We start from the raw sequence: 22464 nt of genomic DNA, 5'->3' as shown, positions 1-22464 counted from the left end.
GCAGGCCCGCTATTGGCCGGCCACGCTGGCGACGCTGTGGATAATCGCGTCGGCCGCCGCCCGTACGCGGGCAGAGCGGTTCAGGTCGGCATGCATGACCAGCCACACGTCGTAGCTTTCCGCCCGCTCGGGCCAGATGCGCACGAGCTGCGGGTCGATGTCGCCCAGGTGCGTGGCCAGCTCGGCCACGCCCAGGCCCGCGCGCGTGGCGTCCTGCAGCATCGCCGCCGAGTTCACTTCCATGGCGACCCGGGCGTTGGCGACGGGTTCGCCGGCGATTTTTTCCGCATGGCGGGGCGTCACGGAATGGTGGTAGATGACGATATCGTGGCCGGCCAGCGCCGTGCCGCGCACGGGTTCGCCCCGTTCGGCCAGGTAGCTTTTCGACGCGTACAGGCCCAGGCTGCGCTTGACGAGGTGGCGCGAGATCAGGTCCGGGTCGGTGGGACGCACGCCGCGCACGGCCAGGTCCGCTTCGCGCCGCGTCAGGCTGGCCAGCGCGGGCGCCACGTTGAGCACGATGCGGATGTCCGGGTGGGCCGCATGCAGCTGCTGCATGGCGCGGATGACGAAATGGCTGGCCATGGTGTCGGTGGTGGCCACGCGCACCAGGCCGCTTAAACGATTGTCGACGCCCTGCATCTCGCGCTGCAGCTTGTCGGCCGCCCGTTCCATGGCTTCGGCCGCCGTGAGCGCCAGTTCGCCGGCCGGCGTGGGCACGTAGCCCGACGGCGTGCGCAGGAACAGGGTGGCGCCCAGCGAACTTTCCAGCGCGGCCAGGCGGCGCCCGCAAGTGGCCTGGTCGATGTGCAGCAGGGCCGCCGCGCCGCGCAGGGTGCCGGCCCGGCCGATGGCCAGAAAGATGCGCGCGTTATCCCAGTCCATAAGCCCAGTCCATGACTTGTTTCCCTGTCGTTATCTTGATGCATTTTTGCATCATAGTGCTGATTTTATGCCTGTTTACTGCATCATGCAACGCTCGCATAATGGCTGCCCCGCTGTCCCTGCAAGGAAATACCATGTCCGCCCCCACACCGCGCCGCGCCAGCGGCTTCATCCTGCTGACCCTGGCGTTCGGCTTCGTCATGGCGATGATCGACGTCACGGCCGTCAACGTGGCCCTGTCCGATATCGCGCTGGACCTGGCCATACCGCTGACGGGCCTGGTCTGGGTGGTCGACGGCTACACCCTGACGTTTGCCGCGCTGCTGCTGGCGGGCGGCGCGCTGGCCGACCGCTACGGCCCGAAAGCCGTGTACCAGGGCGGCCTGGGCGTCTTCCTCCTCGGCTCGATCCTGTGCGGCGCCGCGCCCGACGGGCATTTCCTCACCGCCGCGCGCTTGCTGCAAGGGGCCGGCGCGGCCCTGTTCATGCCCAGTTCCCTGAGCTTGCTCACGCACAGCTTTGAAGACGAGCGCGAGCGCACGCGCATGCTGGGTGCCTGGTCGGCGCTGGTGGGCGTGGCCGGCGCGTCCGGCCCCTTGATCGGCGGCATCCTTGTGCACCAGTTCGGCTGGCGCAGCGTGTTCTGGGTGAATGTGCCGCTCGGCGTGCTGGCCATCGTCATGGCGCAAGTGCTGCTGGCCGCGCCGGCGCGCCAGCCGCGCGATCTGTCGCTGCTCAGCCATGTCTTGGGCGTGGCGGCGCTGGCGGGCCTCAGTTTCGTGCTGATCGAAGGTCCCGTGCTGGGCTGGCTGTCGCCGGGCGTGCTGGCGGCGGGGGCCTTGACGGTGCTGTCCGCCGGGCAATTGCTGCGGCGCGAGCGCAGCGGCAGCCATCCGCTGTTGCCGCGCGCACTGTTCCACAGCAGCAGCTTTGGCGCGGCCAATGGCGTGGGTTTCCTGATCAATTTCTGCGTGTTCGGCCAGCTGTTCTTATTGAGCCTGTTCCTGCAGCAGTCGGGCGGCGCCGATGCCTTGCAGTCGGGCTTGCACCTGCTGCCCATGATGGCGGCCTATACGGTGGGAAACTTTATGGCGGGAAGTATTGCGGCGCGTTATGGCACGCGCTTGCCCATGCTGCTAGGCTTGCTGGTGGGCGCTGGCATGGCCTTGCTGCTGATGGCCTTGCATCCGGGTACGCCGTACGTGTTGCTGGCGCTGGGCACGGCCGTCATGAACGTGGCCATCGGCATCGCCATTCCCGCCATGACGGCCACCGTGATGCGGGTGGCCGGCAAGCAGCATGCGAACAGCGCGGCGGCAGCCCTGAATGCGAACCGGCAAATTGGCGCCCTGGTGGGCGTGGCCCTGATCGGCAGCATCCTGCACATGGTGCCGGACTGGTCGCTGCGCTTGCCGCTGGCCTACGCGACGATTGCCGCCGCGTATGGCCTGGCGGCGTGCCTCGTGTACAAGCATGTACATTTGCCCAAGGCCGTGGCCGCCTTAAGCTAGCTTACTGTTCGCGCGTGCTGCGCCACTCCACCAGTTCCTCGATGGTGAGGATCGGCATGCCGTGCAATTCGGCGAAGCGTTCGATATCGTCGCCGCGCATCATGGTGCCGTCCGGGTTCATCAGCTCGCACAGCACGGCGGCCGGGTTCAGGCCCGCCATGCGCGACAGGTCGACGGAGCCTTCCGTGTGGCCACGGCGCTCGAGCACGCCACCGGGCGCGGCGCGCAGGGGAAACACGTGGCCAGGGCGCACCAGGTCGGATGGCTTGGCATCCTTGGCGATGGCGGCGCGGATGGTGGTCACGCGGTCGGCGGCCGACACGCCCGTCGTGACGCCGTCGCGCGCCTCGATGGAGACCGTGAACGGCGTGCCGTAGCGGCTGCCATTGTCGGACGACATGGGCGGCAATTCCAGCGCGCTGACGACGTCCGTCGGCAGGCACAGGCAGACGATGCCGCTGCATTCGCGGATCAGCAGGGCCATGGTTTCGTTCGTCAATTTCTCGGCCGACAGGATCAAATCGGCTTCGTTTTCACGATCGAAATCGTCGAGCAGGATGACGGGAATGCCGGCGCGCATGGCGGCCAGGGCGGATTGGATGCGACCTTCCAGGTCGTTGGAAAGCAGGGTGTAGCTGTTGACTAACATGGTGAAACGCTCCTCGCATAGGCGAAAAACGCTGCAGGGCAAGCGAATAGACGCAGCCGGCCGTATCGACAGGTCGATCGGACATCGCGTTTACTGCACATCTTCTTTCATCCGGACTATACCGTCGGCTCTGGAGTCACACCAGATCTGCTGACCTTATCAGGCGAAGCCTGACAAGCGCTCGCGGGCTTGACCGTTGCCGGTCTTACCGCCGGTGGGGAATCGCACCCCGCCCCGAAGACGTATTGTTGTGCCGGTCCACATGACCGGCGGCAATACTTTAGCACAATTGAAAGAAGCTGGCAGGGCACTGTTGAGTTTGTCATTCGGCAAAGTTGCCTGGGGAAAGCAGTTCTTCCTAAGCTGTTTTTAATGGCGGAAAGACGATTTCAGTGTAAGGTACGCTTACTGAATCTTACCGTTGAGAATACATGAAGCTGAGTAAATTACGCCTGATCTCGGGCGCCGTCTTGCTGGCGTGCGCCTGCATGGCCCAGGCGGAAATCCGTTTGAGCGATCCCTTGCCGCAGGCACCAGAAGTTACCGTCGGAAAACTGCCGAACGGCTTGACCTATTACATCAAGAAAAATGCCCGTCCCGCGCAAAAAGTGGAATTGCGCCTGGTGGTGAAAGCCGGTTCCATCCTGGAAGATGACGACCAGCAAGGCCTGGCCCATTTCACGGAACACATGGCCTTCAATGGCTCCACGCATTTCAAGCGCAATGAGCTTATTTCCTATCTGCAATCGATCGGCGTGAAGTTCGGCGCCGACCTGAATGCCTACACGAGCTTTGATGAAACCGTGTACGTGCTGCCGATTCCGACGAACAAGAAGGAAAACCTGGAAAAGGGTTTTCTCGTGCTGGAAGACTGGGCGCATGGCTTGAAATTCAATCCAGCCGACATCAACAGCGAGCGCGGCATCGTGCTGGAAGAGGCGCGCCTGGGCAAGGGCGCCAGCGACCGCATGAACAAGATCCTGTATCCGAAGCTGCTGAACGGTTCGCGCTATGCGGAGCGCATGCCGATCGGCAAGGAATCCGTCTTGAAAACGTTCAAGCCGGAAGCCATCAAGCGTTTCTACAAGGATTGGTACCGTCCCGACCTGATGGCCGTGATGGTGGTCGGTGATGTGGAACCGAAACAGGCTGAAAAGCTGATCCAGCAGCATTTCGGCAAACTGAAAAATCCCGTGAAACCGCGTCCGCGCCTGTATGCGGAAGTGCCGCAGCGCTCGCAAACGGAAGCGCTGGTGATCACGGACAAGGAAGCGCCGGACGACACCGTCTTCATCCGCTACCCGATCCGCGCCGCGCAGGAGCCCGTCACCATTGCCGACTACCGCCGCCAGATGATCGAAAACCTGTATGGGCAAATGCTCAGCGCGCGCATGCAGGAATTGACGCAGCAAGCCAATCCCCCGTTCATCCAGGGCGGCAGCAGCATGGGCAAGCTGGTGCGCGGCTATGAATCGTTCAGCGCGTATGCCTTGTTGGGCAAGGGCGGCGTGCAACCGGCCGTCGATGCGCTGGTGCAGGAAGATGAGCGGGCGCGCCGCTTCGGTTTCAGCCAGGATGAGCTGGACCGTGCGCGCAAGAACATGCTGCGCAATTACGAGCGCGCGTACAGCGAGCGTGACAAGTCCGACTCGGCCGGTTTCGTGGCCGAGTATTCGCGTAACTTCCTGGAGCAGGAAGCCATCCCCGGCATCGCCAATGAATTGCTGTACGCGCAGGAACTCTTGCCGCAAGTAACTCTGCAGGAAATCAACGAGACGGTGGCCAAGGTGATTCCCGACCAGCAAAAGAAACTGGTGGTCTTCATGGGCGCCGAGCCGAAAGCGGGCGCCAGCGTGCCGACGCAGCAGCAATTGCTCGACGCGGTGGCGAAGGCCGAGCAGCAAACCATCGAGCCGCGCACGGAAAAAGTCCTGGCCAGCAAGCTGATGGACGGCCCGCCGGCCGGCGGCAGCATCGCCTCGGAAAAGTTGAATAGCGCCATCGGCGTGACGGAACTGACCCTGGGCAATGGCGTGCGCGTGCTGCTCAAACCCACGGACTTCAAGAATGACCAGGTGCTGATGGGCTCGACGCGTTTCGGCGGCCAGTCGCTGTTTGGCGATGCCGACATCTACAACGCCCGCTACGCGAGCGCCGTGGTCGGCAGCATGGGCCTGAAAGACCTGGCGCCGCTGGACTTGCAGAAAGTGCTGGCTGGCAAGACGGTCAACGTGGGCGCTTCGCTGGGCGAACTGAGCGAAGGCTTTGGCGGCTCGGCCAGCAGTGCCGACGTGGAAGCCATGCTGCAACTGGTGTACCTGTATTTCAACGACGTGCGCAAGGATGCGGGCCTGTACCAGTCCTTCATCGGCAAGCAGCAGGACCTGGCGAAAAACAGCATGGCGCAGCCGGAGGCCGTGTTTTACGATGCCATCCAGCACGCCATGTTTGGCGACAACCCGCGCGTCGATGGCGTGCCGCGCGTGGCCGACTTCGACAAGGTGGGCCTGGACCGTTCGCTGGAAATCTTCCGCCAGCGTTTTTCCAGCGCGCGCGGCATGACCTTCATCTTCACGGGCAGCTTCGAGCTCGACAAGATCAAGCCCCTGATCGCCAGCTACCTGGGCACCTTGCCCGTGGCCGACGTGCCGCACGCCTACCGCGACGTGGGCATGCGCCCGGTGACCGGGATCGTCAAGAAGGATATCTACATGGGCAGCGAGCCCAAAAGCACGATTTCCATCACCTTCAATGGCGACGTGGCGTATTCGGATGAGCAAAAGCTGACCCTGCAGGCGCTGGGCGAGGTGCTGAACCTGAAAGTCATCGAAGTGCTGCGCGAAAAGATGAGCATGATCTATGGCGGCGGCTTTGAAACCTCGATGGGCCAGCATCCGTACGGCCACTACTCGGTGGCCTTGAACTTGCCCACCGGACCGGAAAACGTGGACAAGGTGATCGCCGCGGCGTTTGCCGAAATCAACAAGATGAAGACGGACGGGCCATCCGCGGCGGACCTGGAAAAGGTCAAGCTGAACTGGATCACGCGCCAGCAGAAATCCTTGCGGGAAAACAACTACTGGATGAACCAATTGATGGGTTCGGTAACGCAGGGGCGCGACCCCGCGCACATCCTGCGCTACGAGCAGCGCGTGCGCGCCATCACGCCGCAAGCCGTGAAACTGGCGGCGCAACGCTACCTGGACATGCACAATTATGTGCAGGTAGTGCTGTATCCGGAACGTAAAAACGTTGCAGCCAAGTAAGCTTCATTGTTGAACTGCAGGGGCGGCAGTGTGGCGAAGCTGTTAAACTGCTGCTTATTGATGTGATCGCAATTTAACAAGCAAGGAAATACGATGGCTAAGAAAGAAGAACTCGATCCGGAAACCCTGGAGTTGATCAACTGGTGTATCGAGGTCGAAGGCTTCCTCGTGGCGGGCGGCGCCACCGTGGCGCAGGCGCAGGACCACATCGAAGAGCAGGTCGAGTGGTTTACCGACCAGTTCTACGACGGCTTGACGCCGGAAGAGGCAGCCAAGGAAGCCTTGGCCTGACCTTTCAGTCAGACTTCAGCAAGACATATGCGGGCGGTGCCTGCCGGGCATCAGCCTGGTAGCGCCGCCCGCTTTGCTTTTCTGAAAAGATTTCCGCATGGAAATTGTTTATAATTCCACATTTTATTCTTTACCCAGGCACCCATGACACTCCGTTCGCGCATTCTCCTCCTGTGTTTCAGCACCTTGCTGGGCATCGTCCTCATCGCCTCGTTTTCCCTGTATTCCCTGCGTCAGACCATGATGGCGGAAAGGGTGGAGCAGCTGACGGTGCTGGTGGAATTGGCCAATGCCTCGGTGGAAAAGGCGTATGCGCTGGAACAGTCTGGCAAGCTCACGCGTGAACAGGCGCAGCAGCAGGCCAAGCTGGTCATCGGCAGCTTCGTCAAGGACGAGATGTATTATTTTGTGCGCGATTTCAGCACGGACTTGCTGTACGTGCACCCGAATGCGTCGCGCATCGGCGTGCCGCAAAAGAACATGAAACAGTCGGGCGACCGCTACCGCGCGGCCCTGGCCACCAGCCGCATCGGCCTGGTGCAGGCGGACGGCACACGTCCGGGCGTGAAGGACCCGGTGGCGAAGATGTATGCCGTGGTGAAATTTGCGCCGTGGGATTGGCTGATCGGCACAGGCACGTACATCGATGACATCAACCACAAATTCTGGGCCCAGGCGGGCGTGCTGCTGGCCATCGGCGGCGCGCTGATGCTGGTGGTGGGCGCCCTGGCGGCCTTGATGCTGCGCCGCATCCTGGGCCAGCTCGGTGGCGAACCCGACTATGCAGCGGCCATCGTGGCGCAAATCGCCAAGGGCGACCTGACGACGCAGATCGATACGCGCCCCGGCGATACGTCCAGTCTGTTGATGGCGATCAAGGCCATGCGCGACAACCTGGCCCATCTGGTGAGCCAGGTGCGTAACGATGCGGAATCCATTTCCACGGCATCGGGCGAGATCGCTTCCGGCAACCACGACCTGTCGGCGCGCACGGAGCAGCAGGCGGGCTCATTGGAAGAGACGGCCTCGACCATGGAAGAAATGACCTCGACCGTGCGTCAGAATGCGGACAATGCGCGCCAGGCGAACCAGCTGGCTATTTCTGCCTCGCAAGTGGCGAGCCAGGCCGGCGGTGTGGTGAGCCAGGTGGTCAACACCATGGGCGCCATCAATGCCTCGTCGAAGAAGATCGGCGACATCATCGCCGTCATCGACGGCATCGCCTTCCAGACGAATATCCTCGCGCTCAATGCGGCCGTGGAAGCGGCGCGCGCGGGCGAGCAGGGCCGTGGCTTCGCCGTCGTCGCCAGCGAGGTGCGCAACCTGGCGCAGCGTTCGGCTGCGGCCGCCAAGGAGATCAAGCAATTGATCGACAGTTCCGCCGAGCAAGTGGGCGCCGGTGAAAAACTGGTGGCGCTGGCGGGCGAGACGATGGAAAAAGTCGTCTCCAGCGTGCAGCACGTGACCGATATCGTGGCCGAGATTTCCTCTGCCAGCGCCGAGCAAAGCGCCGGCATCGAGCAGATCAACCAGGCCATCGTCGAGATGGACAACATGACGCAGCAAAACTCGGCCCTCGTCGAGCAGGCGTCGGCGGCGGCGCAAGCCATGAACGAGCAGGCGGCGGGGCTGGCGCAGATCGTCAGCGTGTTCAAGGTGGGCGCAGTGGCGCCGGCAGCGGCAGCACTACAGCGCAGCGTGCCTGCGGCGCGGCGCCTGACGCGCTAAGCGCTTTTTTCTGTCACTGGGGAACTTAACCCCGGCTCACCTGTCCAAACTTTTTCGTCCGCACTGGACGCACAGAAGAGGTGAGCATGACAGACGGTTTTTCCTATCACGCGGCGTTCGCCCGCAACCTGGGCTGGGTCACGCAGGCGGAGCAGGATAGCTTGCGCGGCAAGCGCGTGGCCATCGCCGGCATGGGCGGCGTCGGTGGCGTGCATTTGCTGACCCTGGCGCGGCTCGGTATCGGCGCTTTTCATATCGCCGATTTCGACACCTTCGATATCGCCAACTTCAACCGCCAGGCCGGCGCCATGGTCTCCACCCTGGGGCAGCCCAAGGTGGCCGTGCTGGCGCAGATGGCGCGTGACATCAATCCCGAACTTGAGATTAAACAATTTCCAGACGGTATACACGACAGCAACCTGGCCGAGTTCTTTGCCGGTGTCGACCTGTATGTGGACGGCCTGGATTTCTTCGCCTTTCCCGCGCGCCAGGCTACCTTCGCCACGTGCGCCCGCCTGGGCATCCCCGCTATCACGGCCGCGCCGCTGGGCATGGGCACGGCCGTGCTCAGCTTCATGCCGGGCGGCATGACGTTCGAAGAGTATTTTGGCTGGGGCGACTTGCCCGAGGAAGAAAAAGCCTTGCGTTTCCTGGTCGGATTGGCGCCGGCCGGCTTGCACGGCCCCTATCTGGTCGACCCGTCCGCCATCAACCTGAAGGAGCGGCGCGGGCCGTCGACCATCATGGGCTGCCAGCTGTGCGCGGGCGCGGCCGCCACGGAAGCCTTGAAGATATTGTTAAAGCGGGGCAAGGTGATGGCGGCGCCGCACGGCATGCATTTCGACGCCTACCGCAACAAGCTCGTGCATACTTGGCGTCCGGGCGGCAACCGTCATCCGCTGCAGCGCCTGACGATGGCCGTCATCAAGCGGCGCCGCGCGGCGCAGGGGGTATAAATGGCGCAAGCACCGCAGATCGATCCCGTACTGGAAAACATCCTCGAGCAGGCGCGCTGGGCGCCCAGCGGCGACAACACGCAGCCGTGGCGCTTTGAAGTCGTGGACCCGCGGCACGTGGTCGTGCATGGCTTCGATACGCGCAGCCATTGCGTGTATGACCTCGACGGCCATCCCAGCCAGCTATCGCTCGGTGCCTTGCTCGAAAGCATGGCACTGGCGGCCAGCAGCCATGGCTTGCGCATGGAAGCGCGCCGGCGTCTGTCCATGCCCGACACGCTACCCACCTTCGATGTGCGCCTGGTCGACAGTCCCGGCATGCAGCCCGACCCGCTGGCGGCCTTCTTGTCGCAGCGCAGTGTGCAGCGGCGCCGGCTCAGCACGCGCAGCTTGCGCGCCAGCGAAAAGGCGGCGCTGGCGGCCAGCTTGCCGCCCGGGTACGGCGTGCAGTGGTTCGAAGGCGGGCGCGCGCGCCTGGCCTGCGCGCGCCTGATGTTCGACAATGCGAAGCTGCGCCTGACCATGCCCGAGGCGCACAAGGTGCACCGCGACGTCATCGAATGGGGCGCGCGCTTCAGCAGCGACCGCATCCCGGAGCAGGCGCTCGGCGTCGACCCGATGACGGCGCGCCTGATGCGCTGGGTCATGCACAGCTGGCGCCGCGTGGATTTTTTCAATACCTGGCTGGCTGGCACCGTCGCGCCGCGCCTGCAGATGGACTTGCTGCCAGGCCTGTATTGTGCCGCGCATTTCATGCTGCTGGCCGATGCGCCGCCGCGCCACATCGACGATTACGTGGCGGCCGGCCGCGCCATGCAGCGCTTCTGGCTGACGGCCACGCAGCTGGGCCTGCAATTGCAGCCGGAATTGACGCCGCTGATCTTTGCCCGCTATGTGCGCGAACGGCGTACTTTTTCGCGCACCGATGGCATGCAGGAGCTGGCACAGGAGCTGGCCGCGCAATGCCAGGCCGTGCTGGGCGCCACGGCGGTTGAGCGGGCCGTGTTTCTCGGGCGCATAGGCGCCGGGCCGGCGGCCAGTGCGCGCTCGCTGCGCCGTCCGCTGCAAGACTTGCTGGTGGCGCCGACGGCGGGGCAGTGAGGCGCGCGTGACGCCATGCGCGCGCTTCAGCCTTGTCGGCGCCGTGGCGCCAGGCTGGCCAGCGCTGCCAGGCCAGCCGCCAATAGCGGCAAGGTTCCCGGCAGCGTCACTGGCGTGACGCCTGGCACGTAGACCAGTTCGGAACTGTTCAGCATGTTCAACACCAGCGTGTAGTTGCCCGCCACCAGGTGATCCGTGACGGCGCTGTACTGCCCACCGCACGTCGTGCCGATGCCGGTGCCTGTGGGGGCGCCGCAGCCGCTGGGGTCGTAGGTGAACATGCTGCCGCTGGTGAGCGGCGTTTGCGCGTAGCCGGTATTGAGGTTGGCGGCATCGGCCAGTTCGGTGCCGCCCAGGATGCCGGAACCGAGGTTGCCGTCGGGCGCCCAGCTGAAGACGATCTGGCCATGTTCATCGATGATGCTAAACGTCATCGCCATATTCGTGGTGGCCGCCGAGCCTGTGCCGGCCAAGGCGTCCAGGTACAGCTGCATGAAGGGCAGGGCCTGGAAGTCGAAGGCCATGGTTGCGCCCGGTTGGCCGACGACAAAATTGACGGTCATCGCGGTGCTGGAACCATTGCGTCCCGAGGCGTCGGCGCTGCCGCCGCCCGCCAGGAAGGTTTCTGCCGCGTTTACGGTGTGTGTGCTGGTCGAGCCCGGTGGAAAGGGGGGGATTTGCGAGGTGACGATTTGCGCCTCGCCGCGCGCATACGAGGCATTGCCCATGCCTTGCTGGGTGAAATCATTCTCTCCCTTGGTGACGGCGCCGCGTGTCGCTTGCGGCGCGTCGATCTCATTGCTGCCGCCCTTGATGATGCTGCTGCCGTTGAGCGTGGCGGTGGTGCGCGACAGGTCGATGTTGCTGAGCAGGGAGACGGAGCCGGAGGGATTGCTGATGACCAGGCCAAAGACACTGGTGTACGAATAGCCGTAGGCGGCGGCGCTGGCGGTGCCGCTGCTGGCCAGCAGCAGAAAGGCGAACAAGACCATTGGCAGTCGGGTGCAAGAAAATGTCATCATGAAAAATCCTCATCTCCTGATCGGCCGCGTTGTAAGGAAAACCGACAGGCTTGCCACATAAAAAAGGCGAGGAGAGCCTCCTCGCCTGTGAATCCCCCTGTTGCCTGGTTCAGGCGGCAACCTTGCGGCGACGGGCATAGCCCAGGCCAGCCAGACCCAGGCCCAGCAGAGCCAGGGTGCCGGGCTCAGGCGCGGCCTGTTTCACCAGATCCACGCTTTCCACCGCATTCAGGGTCAAGGTGTAGTTGCCGGCTGTCAAAGCATTGCTGACGGAGCTGAAGTTGCTGCCGCACGCGGTGCCGACACCGGTGCCCGTGGGCGTGCCGCAGCCGGATGGGTCGTAGGTGAACAGATTGCCGCGCGTGAGGAAATTGGTCGCCAGGCTGGTGTTCAGATTGGCGCCATCGGCGTTTTCCGTGCCGCCCGAGATGCCCGAGCCGATCACGCCATCGGGAGTCCAGTTGAACACGGTTGCGCCGGTCGCATCCGTGATGGTGAAGGTGACGACCAGATTGGCCGTGGCGGTGGACAGCTGCCCGACCGTGCTTTGCAGGAAGACCTGCATGAAGGGCGAGGCCAGGAAGTCAAAGCTCAGCGTTGCCGTGGGCGAACCGACGATGAAATCGACGGAGAAGCCCGTGGTCGAGCCATTGCGCCCGGACGCATCGGCCGTGCCGGCGGGGCCGTCCAGGTGGGCTTCGGCCACGTTCACCACCTGGGTGGAGGTGGAGCCGGGCGGGAACGAAGGGAACTGCGTGCTGACGATCTGCGCATCGCCGCGCGAATAGGTGTTGGTGGGGCCTTGCTGCGTGAAGTCGTTCTCGCCTTTGGTGACGGCGCCGACGTTGGCGCGGAGGGCATCGAGCGAGCCGGCGCCGCCATTGATGACGCTTACCCCATTCAGGGTGGCCGTGCTGCGCGAGATGGTGGTGCTGTTGGCCACCGTGATCTGGCCCGTTGGCACGCCGATCACGAGGCCGAAGATGTTGTTGTAGGAATAGCCGTAGGCGCCCGCCTGTGCGCTACCTGCGGCGCACAGCATGGCCAGTGCCGCTGCGGCCGGGAGCAGTTTCAGTTTCGAGAGTTTCATTGTATTCACCTCGTGGTTGAGTGAGTCTGGAAGTCTTGCTGAGTCCTGTCGGCAGGTGCTCATGGCCAGTACCTAGCGACTTCCATGCCAACGCATGAGGCCCTTTTGAAATCAATGACTTGGCGTGTTTTTGTTGATGCGGTGCAGGCTTTGCCGGACTCGCTGTAAGAAAAACCGACGCTGCCCGTCAAGGCTGGCTGCCTAGAGGCAACGAGCCCAGCAGGGCGTGCACATGGGGTAGCAAGCGTTGCCCTGGCACATAGTCGCGCATGGCCGTGGCCAGCTGGCGCGCCGCCAGCTTGGCCCGGCCATCGTCGAGCATGCGCGTGGCGGCATGGCGCAGGGCGGTTTCCTGGAAGCGGTCGGCGCGCAGCAGCAGGCCGGCCCCGGCCTCCGTGATGCCGTGCATGTTGAGGAATTGATCGAGGTTGCCGGCGATACCGATGACGGGTACGCCCGCCGTCAGCGCCTGCTGGCTGGTGGGGCTGCCGCCGTTACAGATCACCAGGCTGGCGCGCCGCGCGGCCGCGTCGCCCGGCAGAAAGGGCGCGACATAGGCGTTCGGCGGCACGGCGTCGACGCGGATGGTGCCGGCCGTGGCTGCCAATACGGTGACAGGCAGGGGCGCCAGCGCGCGCAGCACGCGCGGCAGCAATTGCCCCTGGCCGGAACTGCCCAGGGTGACGTAGATGATGGGCCGTCCGCTGCTCAGTTCCGGGCGCTGCCACCAGTCCGGCAAGTCGAGTGGCGGCGCCCAGATGACGGCGCCCAGATAGCCGTGCGTGGACGGCATGGCGTGCGGTGGGAACAGTTGCGGAATATCCGCATACAAGGTGCGGTCGGCATCCGTATAGATGCGCCGCAGGTCGCTGCCCAAGGATGGCAGGCCGTGATTGCGGCGCACGCGGTTCAGGGGCACGGCATGCGAGGCGAAGGCCAGCGGGCGGATCAGGCGGAACAGGGGGGCGGCCAGCCAGATGGGCAGCAGGCTTGTCAGGGGCAGGCTGGGCACCGTGTAGTGCTGGCGCACGTACGGACTCCAATAGGCATTGCTGAGCGTAATGTAGGGAATGCGCTGCAGGCGCGCGCTGACCGACAGCGACAGGCGGAAGTCGCCGATCACGAGATCGGGCTGGACCGCATTGAGCAGGCGCAAGTCGTCTTCCACATACGCGTGCAGGGTGCTTTCCGTGTAGACAGGCTTGCCGTGGGCCAGCGCCTGCAGGAATTGCAACGATGAAATACTGTCGATGCGCCAGCGGCGAAAGGGCGCTTGCTTGAAGCAAAAGTCATAGCCATCGGCGCAGGCAAAATGCACCTCATATTTGTCCTCGTCGAGTCCCTGGGCCAGGCTCAGGGGGCGGCCGACGTGGGCCAGGGTCACTGCCTCGGCCATAAAGAGGATTTTTTTGCGCGCCATGGGAACCGCTGTACTCGCAGGAGGGGATGCCTGCCAGGTTGGAGTGGCGCCACGCCGTTTAGTTCCCCCGTCGCGTGCCACTGGCGGGCGCCAGGATTTGGCCGTATCGGCTAGAGTGGGGCAAAGGAGGTCACATGCAAACCCAATTCCGTCCTGCCCTGTTGCGTGCGCACAGCACGCCCGAACCCGATATGCCGCCACCGCCGGAAGGCGATCCCGTCACGCCGCCGCCGGAAACGCCGCCCCACATCGAGCCCGTGCCCGTCGAGGAGCCGACGCCGCCGCCACCGCCCGTGAAAATGCAGTGACGGGGCGCGGTGCGCCGCCGGCATGGCGGTGACGGGGAGATGTGCGCCGTGTTTATTTCCGATCGGAAATGGACTGCGGGGCCGCCGCCGGCGCCACGCCATTTAAACAACAAAAACGTCAATAAATGTTGCCGAGTGGATACAAATCAAACTCTAACTGTCGAGTGTCATGCGGCCGTCACGATTCTGTTCTTATAATGAGACATCATAAAAATTCTTGTACAGGAGACCATCATGGGCAATTCCTTGCATAACAAAATCTACCTGGGCCGGCGGCCTGTGATGACCAGCAAAAACCTCGTGGCGCTGGCCCTGGCGGGCGCCGTGGCGGGTTGCGGCCTGGCCTGGCTGCTGCTGCGCAACTATAAATAAGGGCTGTCCTGCCCGTCTTCCAGTCAGCCGTCCGCCGCGCGGGCGGTGACTGATTCACGTTGCCTGTTGCCGATGCGCAGCGGGGCGCGTACCATGGGGGCCGAACACCTGGCCTTTTATGGAAAAGTAATGAAGAACGAGAAATTAACAACCGATGAATATGACGCGCTGGAGCAAGTTGCACGCGGCATCAAGACCGAGCGCCCCAGCGCTTGCGTTGCCCGCAATGCCAAGCGCCTGTCCGGCCTGAAGCTGCTCAGCTATGCACGCGATGGCCGTCTGTCCATCACCGAGAAAGCACAGCAACTGCTGTTCCTGCGCCGCTGCATCATGGGGCTGCGCGCCGTCGCCACCGATCCACTGACCAAGCTGGAATCGGACGTGGCTTACTTCCTGGGCAAGAAAGCCCACATCGTGGCGCGCGCCGAAGGCGAAGGCTACGACATTTCCGACAAGGGCCGCGAGTCGCTGGCCGATATCGACACCCTGGGCCTGTAAGGCTCACAACCGGCCCTCGTGGCCGGTTTTCACATCTCCCCTCACTTTTAATTTCCCCCTTTGGAGAATACTTTGGACAGCGCGATGAACTGGTCGGCCCACGAACTGACGATGACGGTCTTGATGACGCCCGATATGGCCAATTTTTCCGGCAATGTGCACGGCGGCACCATCCTGAAATACCTCGACAGCGTCGCCTATGCTTGCGCCAGCCGCTATTCGGGCAGCTATGTGGTGACCCTGTCGGTGGACCAGGTGATGTTCCTGCAGCCTATCCACGTGGGCGAACTGGTGACGTTCCTCGCGTCGATCAACTACACGGGCACGACGTCGATGGAAGTGGGTATTCGCGTGGTGACGGAAAACATCCAGCAGCGCCTGGTGCGCCACGCCAACAGCTGCTATTTCACGATGGTGGCCGTGGATGCCAACCGCAAACCGGTGGCCGTGCCGCCGCTGGTGCTGGAAACGCCGGAACAGCACGCGCGCTTCGAGCAGGCCAAGCTGCGCAAGCTGTCGCGCCAGAAGGTGTCGAAGAAATAAGTCGTTGCGGACATAAAAAAACGGCCACCAGAGTGATCTGGTGGCCGTTTTTTATTGCATGCCGCCCGTGGGCGGCATGGCGCCGTGATTAACGGTCGCCGTAGCTGCGGCGTGCGCCGTCGGTGCTGCGCGGGTTGGAACCCTTGTAGCCGCCGCCGGTGCTCGGTGCGCCGTCTTTGCGTGGTGCGCCTGGCTTGCTGAACGTGCGTTGACCTGGCTTCGCGCCGCCACGGTTGTCGCCTGGTTTCCAGCCGCCTGGACGGGCGCTCGAACGTGGTGCCGATGCCGTTTTCTTAGGCTCGAAACCTTCGATGACATTGACCGGGATCAATTGCTTGGTGAAGCGTTCGATACGCTTGACGTTCATGCCTTCAGCGTGGTTCACCAGCGAGATGGCCAGGCCATTGCGGCCAGCGCGGCCGGTACGGCCGATGCGGTGGACGTAGTCTTCCGGGAACTTCGGCAGATCGTAGTTGAACACGTGGGTGATCGTTGGCACGTCGATACCGCGGGCGGCAACGTCGGTGGCAACCAGCACCTTGACCTGGCCGCGGCGCATGCCGTCCAGGGTGCGGTTACGCGCGCCCTGGTGCATGTCGCCGTGCAAGGCGGCAGCCGAGAAGCCGGCGATGTTCAGACGGTCGGCGATGGTGTCGGCGTCACGCTTGGTGGCGGTAAACACAACAGCCTGGTCCAGCGATTCGTCGCGCAGCAGGTGGTCCAGCAGGCGATTCTTGTGCGACAGGTCGTCGACGAAGTGAACGCGCTGGGTGATGTTTTCATGCTTGTTGCTCGAGCTTGCCACTTGGATGACCAGCGGGTTCTTCGTGATGCGGCGAGCCATGTTGCCGACGACGCCGTCCAGCGTTGCCGAGAACAGCATGGTTTGACGGCCTTCCGGCGTCGCTTCCACGATCTTTTCGATGTCGTCGATGAAACCCATGTCCAGCATGCGGTCGGCTTCGTCCAGCACCAGGATTTCCAGTTGCGAGAAGTCGATCTTGCCCGAGTCCATGTGGTCGATCAGACGGCCAGGGGTAGCGACCAGGATCTCAGGATTCTTGGCCAGCAATTGCATCTGTTTAGGGTAAGGCATGCCGCCCAGGATCGACACAGCCTTGATGCGGCGGATGCCGGTGCTGTACTTGTCGGTATTGGTGGTCACTTGCAGGGCCAGTTCGCGCGTTGGCGTCAGCACCAGCATTTTTGGCTGGGCAGCCTTGAAACGTGGACGCTCGCCGCGGGCGCGCGATGCTTGCATTTCCTGGTTCGGCGTCTTGCCGGCGGCGCTTTGTTCGGCGCTGGCCAGTTTGTGCAGCGATGGCAGCATGAAAGCTGCCGTCTTGCCCGAACCGGTCTGCGACGAGACCAGCAGGTCACGGCCTTCGATCGCGGCTGGAATCGCTTGCGACTGTACCGCGGTTGGCGCGGTGTAGCCCGATTCGGTCAGAGCGGCGATGATGGACGGATGCAGGCCTAAGGATTCAAATGTCATTCTTTTTCTTTCGTGAAAATCAGCGTTCTTGCAAAAAGCAGAACGCAAAATAGCAACGCCAACCAAAACGAAATGACTCAACTAGAAAGAAATTTCGGCACAAAAGCTTTGCGCCGGGACGGTGTCAGGTGCGACACACAAGGCGGGAGGGCTTTATAAGCGGCATCCTGTGGATGCGCTAAGGCTTGCGAAGCTGCTAAGTTTGTAGTGCATGTAACTGCGGTGTTGCCATCGCTTCAAGGAAACATATTGCAGCGCACAACGACACTATACCGTATTTGCTGCCGTTTTGCACGGCTTAAATGGGAAGAAACGACAGTCCTACCACGTTTTGATCATGTTTCCTATGTGAAATCAGTAAGAATACGTAGTTTTCTTCCGTTTAATGGAGCATGGCCACGATGTCGGCGGGCAGCGGCGGCGCCTGTCGCGTTTCCCTGGCCAGGTTGATTTGCCGGGCCGCTTGCGCCACGTCGACCAGGCTGCGTTCCAGCTGGTAAGTCCCCTTGGCCTGCAGCCAGGCCAGCACGTCGGCCAGGTGCCAGATGGTGGCGCTGCCCTCATGTACGGGCGCGGGGAAGTTGTGGCGGTGTTTGTTCATCAGCTTGTGCAGGTTTTGGCGAGACAAGCCCAGCACTTGCGCCACGTCCGTCAGTCCCACGAAGTCGGGGGCGGCCTCGACCAGCAAGGCCCCGGGCACGATGGCTTTCACATCGGCCATGGCGCTCAGCAGTGCTTCGCTGGCATTGCTGGCCTCGCGCGTGAATTCCAGCGCCAGGCGTCCCGCCTGGCCGATGCCGGCCAGGGCATCGTCGCAACCGCCGACGCCCAGGCGCTCGGTCAGCGCATCGAGGTCGGTTTCGTTATCTGGCAGGCGGTATTTGAGAGTAAAGATGTAATCCATGATGGCTACCCCCTGGATTTGCGTTGCATGCAGTCGTGCATCAGCTTATTGAAAGTGCAGTTGTCGACCACCCGCCGTATCGCCCGCGCATGGTTGCCGGGATTTTTCGGCGTGCTCCAGATGCAGGCGATGCAGAATTCGCCGCAGTGGCAGCCGGCATCGTTGTACGGGCAGCAGATCTTGCCCCAGGCATGGCTGCCACCCGTTTCCACGCGCCAGCCCTGGTTTTCCGCGTGGCGCAGCGCCGCTTCTATGTCCTTCTTCGGGGGCGGGGAGCGCGCCATGCGATGCCTCCAATGTAGGTCGATATTTTGCGGTTGTCAAGTGACAACCGAAAAATATCGACCATCACCGCCTCACTCTACTTCGGGATTCACGGCCATTACTTGCGAAAAGCCGCCGTCGACGTAGGTAATCTCGCCCGTGATGCCGGAGGCCAGGTCGGACAGCAGGAAGGCGGCCGTGTTGCCCACTTCCTCGATGGTGACGTTGCGGCGCAGCGGGGCGTGCTCGGCCACAAAGCCCAGGAGTTTGCTGAAATCCTTGATGCCGGACGCGGCCAGGGTCTTGATGGGGCCGGCCGAGATGCCGTTGGCGCGGATGCCACGCGGGCCCAGCGATTCGGCCAGGTAGCGCACGGATGCTTCCAGCGACGCCTTGGCCAGGCCCATGGTGTTGTAGTAGGGCACGGCGCGCACGGCGCCCAGGTAGGTCAGGGTCAGCACCGAAGCGCCCGGATGCAGCAGGGGCAGGGCGGCCTTGGCCATGGCGGGAAAGCTGTAGGCGGAAATGTCGTGCGCGATGCGGAAGCTGTCGCGCGACAGGCCATCGAGGAAGTCGCCGGCGATCGCTTCGCGCGGCGCAAAACCGATGGCGTGCACCAGGCCATCGAGGTGTTCCCAGTGGCGCGCCAGGTCGCTGAAGACGGCGCTGATCTGTTCATCGCTGGAAACGTCGCAGTCGAATACCAGTTCGCTGCCGAATTCCGCCGCAAATTCCGTGATGCGCTCCTTGAAGCGTTCGCCCACATACGTGAAGGCGAGGGTGGCGCCTTCGCGGTGGCATGCCTTGGCTATGCCATAGGCGATGGAGCGGTTCGACAGCAAGCCCGTGATGAGGATTTTTTTGCCTTGCAAGAAAGCCATGACGACTCCTGTCTGGGTAGGTGGGCGGGGTGGGCGGATGTACAACCGGCCGCGACAGCAAAGCTGTGGCGGCCGGTGAGGTAGGTCAATACAGCTCAGGCGATCAGTGACGGGCCTTGGCGCGACTGTTGCCACCGCCGCGCTGGATGCGCGGTTTCACCAGGGAAATTGGCGCGGCTTGCACCTTGCCACCCTTGGCGGCGCGGCGCAGTGCCTTGGCGGCCCGTTCCGGACGGTCCGCTTCCAGCAGCATGGTGGCGCTGTCGGCGATTTCCTGGGTGATGTCCTTGTTCATCGTGGCCGAAGTTTTCGGCACGAGGATGGTGGAGCCGGCGCGCAGGCTGGTGCGCTGGGGAATATTGTTGGCCTGGCGCAGCACGTCGGCCGTGGTGCCGAATTTCGACGCCAGGGTTTCGATGCGTTCGCGCGCATTGGTGATCTTGTGCGTCGTCCAGCTGGACAAGGCATGGCCCCATTGCGCCAGGTTGGTGGTGAACTTGGCGGCGTTTTCCTGCGGCAACAGAATCTTGGTCTTTTCGCCGCCGATGATGACGGGGCGGTTAAATTGCGGATTCAAGGCCTTGAATTCATCCATTGACAGCTCGGCCAGCTGGGCGGCAACGGTGATGTCGATGTCGCTGGTCTTGTCGATGGCCGTGAAATACGGCTGGTTGTCGACCACGGGCAGGGTCAGGCCGAACTGGGCCGGATTGGCGATGATGTTTTTCACCGCTTGCAGTTTCGGCACGTAGTTGCGCGTTTCGGCCGGCATCAGGTCGGCCAGGCTTTCGAAGTCGGTCGGCTTGCCCAGCGCCTGGTTTTTCTTGATGGCCCGCTGCACGGAGCCTTCGCCCCAGTTGTAGGCGGCCAGGGCCAGTTGCCAGTCGCCAAACATGTCATACAGGCGCTGCAGGTAGGTCAGGGCCGCATCGGTCGAGGCCAGCACGCCGCGGCGCTCGTCCTTGAACATGTTTTGCTTGAGGTTGAAATCACGCCCGGTGGCGGGCACGAATTGCCACATGCCGGCCGCATTGGCGCTGGAGAATGCTTGCGGGTTGAAGGCGGACTCGATGAACGGCAGCAAGGCCAGTTCCGTCGGCATGCCGCGCTTTTCCAGTTCCTGCACCACGTGGAAGATGTAGCGCGACGCGCGCGCCGTGGTGCGGGCGATGTAGTCGGGGCGGGTGGCGTACCAGTTGACGTGGTTCGCCACCAGCTGGTTGTTGATGTCGGGAATCGCATAGCCGCTGCGGATGCGGCCCCAGACGTCGGCTTCGCGCAGCGGATCGGAATTGTCGCTGAGGTTTTTCAGCAGACGGTCGGTCTTTTGCAGGCGGTTGTCGAGGGTGGGGAGTTTCGCCGTGACCTGGGCGGTCATCGGGATCAGGGCGGGTGCGGCGGCGGCGACTGGCGCGTTATCGCTCTCAACACCGGCTTCGTACGCCTGGCTGAGGGCGGGCGCAAGCGCCAGGGCCAACGCCGCCAGGACGGTAGATTTAAAGGAGTTTTCGTGCATAGTGTTCCATTGTTGTCGTCGGAGAAACATCGGACAGACCCATGATTAAGCAGCGAGTGTACGTATATCCACATGCCGGAGTCAAGAATTATGTCAGCATGATGACAGGAAATAAGCGGTAATAAGTGGGTAACGGCTGAGTTTCCATTCGCAAATGCTGTCATTATTGCAAATTTAATTTGCCCGATGCGTGATTCGGCCGCTGTTATAGCATACATGGCGAGGAGGCTGGCGCAAGCCTGGATGGCGCCCGGTATGAGGCTGCGCAAAAGTGCGTACAATTGGCTTTGGCCGGCCATTCAGCCGCCGGCCGCCTTATTAATAGAGAGTCAAGTATATGAACACCCCGCCGCGCCACGACGACGACAACGCCGTCATCATCGCCAATACCGTTGCCTGGCTGGAAAAGGCCGTGATCGGCCTGAACCTGTGCCCGTTCGCCAAGGCCGTGCACGTCAAGAAGCAGATCCGTTATGTGGTGTGCGAATCGGGCAATCCGGAAGATCTGCTGGCGATGCTGATGGACGAGCTGCAAACCCTGGCCGACACGGACCCCGAACAGATCGACACGACCCTGCTGATCCATCCGTACACCTTGAACGATTTCCTCGACTACAACGAGTTTCTCGACGTGGCCGACGCGGCCGTGGAAGACATGCACCTGGCCGGCGAACTGCAAGTGGCCAGTTTCCATCCGAATTACCAGTTTGCCGAGACGTTCGAGGACGACATCAGCAACTACACCAACCGCTCGCCGTACCCGACCCTGCACCTGCTGCGCGAAGACAGCATCGAGCGCGCCGTCGAGGCGTTCCCGGAAGCGTCGGAGATCTTTGACAAGAATATTGCCACGCTGGAAGCGTTGGGCACCGAAGGCTGGGAAAAGCTCGGCTTGCCGAAGGTGTCCTGATGGCGGACAAGGAATTGCCGCCGCGTCCAGACACGCCCTGCGTGGCCGTGTGCTCGACAACCTTTGATGAAATCTGCCGCGGCTGCGGCCGCAGCGTAGTGGAAGTGGCCCACTGGGTGTCGATGACGGATGAAGAGAAGGAAGTGGTGTGGGTGAGGATTCTGGCGCAGGGGTATCCGCGCCGGAATACCTGATTTAACCCAGCTGCAATTGTCGGGGTCAGACCAGGCGGGGGAATGCTTCCCAATGGGAAGCATTCCGATTCCGAAGGAACTGACCCCGGTACTTTTGGCGCTAACGATCAGTAGCTACCAATAAAATCTTTCTTGCCCACTTCAATGCCGTTATGGCGCAGGATGTCGTACGCCGTCGTCGCGTGGAAGAAGAAGTGCGGCAGCGCGTAGTGGAACAGATAGGTCTGGCCCGTGAAGTGCTTGGTCTTTTCGCCGCTGCCGGTAGTGATGGCGCGCGTTTCGCTGCCGTCGATGTCCGCTTGCGGCAGGCTTTCCAGGAAGGCGATGGTTTTCACGATGCGCGCTTTCAGTTCCGCAAAGCTCTGTTCGCTGTCTTCATACGGTGGCACGGCCACGCCGGCCAGGCGCGCGCCGCAGCCCTTGGCGAAGTCGGTGGCGATCTGGATCTGGCGCACGAACGGCAGCATGTCCGGGAACAGGCGGAATTGCAGCAGGGCGTTCGGGTCGATTTTCTTGTCTTGCGCGTGCGTTTCCGCCTTGTCCAGGATGGCGGCCAGGCTGCCCAGGATCTGTTTGAAGACGGGGATCGAAGCGGAGTAGATGGAGAAGGTCATGGTGGTTCCTCTAGGTAAAGTGGCGCGATGATAGCAAGCTGCGCGC

The 22464-nt window shown here is 62.7% G+C and carries 23 protein-coding genes and 1 riboswitch; of the genes, 12 read left to right on the top strand and 11 right to left on the bottom strand.

All coding sequences use genetic code 11. From position 1 onward, the window contains the following. Positions 1-9 precede the first annotated feature (9 nt). Positions 10-885, bottom strand: coding sequence for a LysR family transcriptional regulator (locus BLT98_RS06400; RefSeq protein ID WP_070282232.1), 876 nt, complete (start codon positions 883-885; stop codon positions 10-12). A gap of 134 nt (positions 886-1019) precedes the next feature. On the opposite strand from BLT98_RS06400, the gene BLT98_RS06395 reads away from it, so the two are divergent. After that, positions 1020-2396: an MFS transporter gene (locus tag BLT98_RS06395; protein ID WP_092606992.1), complete on the top strand. Its 1377-nt coding sequence runs from the start codon at positions 1020-1022 to the stop codon at positions 2394-2396. A gap of 1 nt (position 2397) precedes the next feature. Here the strand turns inward: BLT98_RS06395 and ribB are convergent, their stop codons facing one another. Beyond that, positions 2398-3045 carry a 3,4-dihydroxy-2-butanone-4-phosphate synthase gene (ribB, locus tag BLT98_RS06390; RefSeq protein WP_034779300.1) on the bottom strand — a complete coding sequence of 216 codons (648 nt, stop codon included), beginning with the start codon at positions 3043-3045 and terminating at the stop codon, positions 2398-2400. Between the two features lie 95 nt (positions 3046-3140). Next, positions 3141-3291: riboswitch (FMN riboswitch) on the bottom strand. Between the two features lie 185 nt (positions 3292-3476). Here ribB and BLT98_RS06385 point away from each other — a divergent pair. From BLT98_RS06385 to BLT98_RS06365, 5 genes are all read left to right on the top strand, one after another. Continuing rightward, positions 3477-6311 carry a M16 family metallopeptidase gene (locus BLT98_RS06385; RefSeq protein WP_092605987.1) on the top strand — a complete coding sequence of 945 codons (2835 nt, stop codon included), beginning with the start codon at positions 3477-3479 and terminating at the stop codon, positions 6309-6311. A 93-nt stretch (positions 6312-6404) separates the two neighbouring features. Continuing rightward, positions 6405-6602: a hypothetical protein gene (locus tag BLT98_RS06380; RefSeq protein WP_010399555.1), complete on the top strand. Its 198-nt coding sequence runs from the start codon at positions 6405-6407 to the stop codon at positions 6600-6602. A 144-nt stretch (positions 6603-6746) separates the two neighbouring features. Continuing rightward, on the top strand, positions 6747-8330 hold the full coding sequence (locus tag BLT98_RS06375) for a methyl-accepting chemotaxis protein (RefSeq protein ID WP_092605985.1): 1584 nt from the start codon (positions 6747-6749) through the stop codon (positions 8328-8330). An 86-nt stretch (positions 8331-8416) separates the two neighbouring features. Next, a complete protein-coding gene (locus tag BLT98_RS06370; RefSeq protein WP_092605983.1) occupies positions 8417-9286 on the top strand; it encodes a ThiF family adenylyltransferase in 870 nt (289 codons plus the stop codon). Beyond that, positions 9287-10387, top strand: a complete 1101-nt coding sequence (locus tag BLT98_RS06365) for a nitroreductase family protein (RefSeq protein WP_092605981.1) — start codon at positions 9287-9289, stop codon at positions 10385-10387. A 26-nt stretch (positions 10388-10413) separates the two neighbouring features. Here the strand turns inward: BLT98_RS06365 and BLT98_RS06360 are convergent, their stop codons facing one another. The 3 genes from BLT98_RS06360 to BLT98_RS06350 form a co-directional block, all read right to left on the bottom strand. Next, entirely contained in the window at positions 10414-11409 is a 996-nt protein-coding gene (locus BLT98_RS06360; protein WP_244517406.1) for an EDSAP-1 family PEP-CTERM protein, read from the bottom strand. A 109-nt stretch (positions 11410-11518) separates the two neighbouring features. Then, on the bottom strand, positions 11519-12499 hold the full coding sequence (locus BLT98_RS06355) for an EDSAP-1 family PEP-CTERM protein (protein WP_070280200.1): 981 nt from the start codon (positions 12497-12499) through the stop codon (positions 11519-11521). Positions 12500-12686: 187 nt separating this feature from the next. Then, on the bottom strand, positions 12687-13919 hold the full coding sequence (locus BLT98_RS06350; protein WP_139179127.1) for a glycosyltransferase: 1233 nt from the start codon (positions 13917-13919) through the stop codon (positions 12687-12689). 134 nt (positions 13920-14053) lie between these two features. Between BLT98_RS06350 and BLT98_RS29125 the strand changes: the two genes are divergently transcribed. The 4 genes from BLT98_RS29125 to BLT98_RS06340 all read left to right on the top strand — a co-directional run bounded on the left by BLT98_RS29125 (position 14054) and on the right by BLT98_RS06340 (position 15640). Continuing rightward, entirely contained in the window at positions 14054-14227 is a 174-nt protein-coding gene (locus BLT98_RS29125) for a hypothetical protein (RefSeq protein WP_162835752.1), read from the top strand. A 234-nt stretch (positions 14228-14461) separates the two neighbouring features. Further along, a complete protein-coding gene (locus tag BLT98_RS29120; RefSeq protein ID WP_162483240.1) occupies positions 14462-14599 on the top strand; it encodes a hypothetical protein in 138 nt (45 codons plus the stop codon). 129 nt (positions 14600-14728) lie between these two features. Beyond that, positions 14729-15097 carry a hypothetical protein gene (locus BLT98_RS06345; RefSeq protein WP_034779283.1) on the top strand — a complete coding sequence of 123 codons (369 nt, stop codon included), beginning with the start codon at positions 14729-14731 and terminating at the stop codon, positions 15095-15097. 84 nt (positions 15098-15181) lie between these two features. Then, the gene (locus tag BLT98_RS06340) at positions 15182-15640 is read left to right on the top strand and encodes an acyl-CoA thioesterase (RefSeq protein WP_034750191.1); all 459 of its coding nucleotides are present in this window, start codon (positions 15182-15184) and stop codon (positions 15638-15640) included. Positions 15641-15728: 88 nt separating this feature from the next. Here BLT98_RS06340 and BLT98_RS06335 read toward each other — a convergent pair whose 3' ends face one another. The 5 genes from BLT98_RS06335 to BLT98_RS06315 all read right to left on the bottom strand — a co-directional run bounded on the left by BLT98_RS06335 (position 15729) and on the right by BLT98_RS06315 (position 20700). Continuing rightward, positions 15729-17135 (bottom strand): DEAD/DEAH box helicase, encoded by a 1407-nt coding sequence (locus tag BLT98_RS06335; RefSeq protein ID WP_035820280.1) that lies wholly within the window; start codon positions 17133-17135, stop codon positions 15729-15731. 382 nt (positions 17136-17517) lie between these two features. Then, positions 17518-18039, bottom strand: a complete 522-nt coding sequence (locus BLT98_RS06330; protein ID WP_092605979.1) for a helix-turn-helix transcriptional regulator — start codon at positions 18037-18039, stop codon at positions 17518-17520. A gap of 5 nt (positions 18040-18044) precedes the next feature. After that, positions 18045-18323, bottom strand: coding sequence for a hypothetical protein (locus BLT98_RS06325; RefSeq protein WP_092605977.1), 279 nt, complete (start codon positions 18321-18323; stop codon positions 18045-18047). Positions 18324-18395: 72 nt separating this feature from the next. Further along, on the bottom strand, positions 18396-19184 hold the full coding sequence (fabI, locus tag BLT98_RS06320; RefSeq protein ID WP_092605975.1) for an enoyl-ACP reductase FabI: 789 nt from the start codon (positions 19182-19184) through the stop codon (positions 18396-18398). A gap of 103 nt (positions 19185-19287) precedes the next feature. Further along, on the bottom strand, positions 19288-20700 hold the full coding sequence (locus BLT98_RS06315) for a transglycosylase SLT domain-containing protein (protein ID WP_034779271.1): 1413 nt from the start codon (positions 20698-20700) through the stop codon (positions 19288-19290). A 337-nt stretch (positions 20701-21037) separates the two neighbouring features. Here BLT98_RS06315 and BLT98_RS06310 point away from each other — a divergent pair, with 337 nt between their 5' ends. Next, on the top strand, positions 21038-21610 hold the full coding sequence (locus BLT98_RS06310) for a DUF1415 domain-containing protein (RefSeq protein ID WP_034779269.1): 573 nt from the start codon (positions 21038-21040) through the stop codon (positions 21608-21610). Continuing rightward, positions 21610-21804, top strand: a complete 195-nt coding sequence (locus BLT98_RS06305) for a DUF1289 domain-containing protein (RefSeq protein WP_034779267.1) — start codon at positions 21610-21612, stop codon at positions 21802-21804. Before BLT98_RS06310 ends, BLT98_RS06305 begins: the two co-directional genes overlap by 1 nt. 107 nt (positions 21805-21911) lie before the next feature. Here the strand turns inward: BLT98_RS06305 and BLT98_RS06300 are convergent, their stop codons facing one another. Then, positions 21912-22418, bottom strand: a complete 507-nt coding sequence (locus BLT98_RS06300) for a DUF1993 domain-containing protein (RefSeq protein WP_034779265.1) — start codon at positions 22416-22418, stop codon at positions 21912-21914. Positions 22419-22464 lie beyond the last annotated feature (46 nt).

The organism is Janthinobacterium sp. YR213 (genome assembly GCF_900099875.1).
GTDB classification, from domain to species: Bacteria; Pseudomonadota; Gammaproteobacteria; order Burkholderiales; family Burkholderiaceae_D; genus Janthinobacterium; species Janthinobacterium lividum.
The sequence above is the reverse complement of the archived record's forward strand: the minus strand, read 5'-3'. Positions and strand labels throughout refer to the sequence as shown.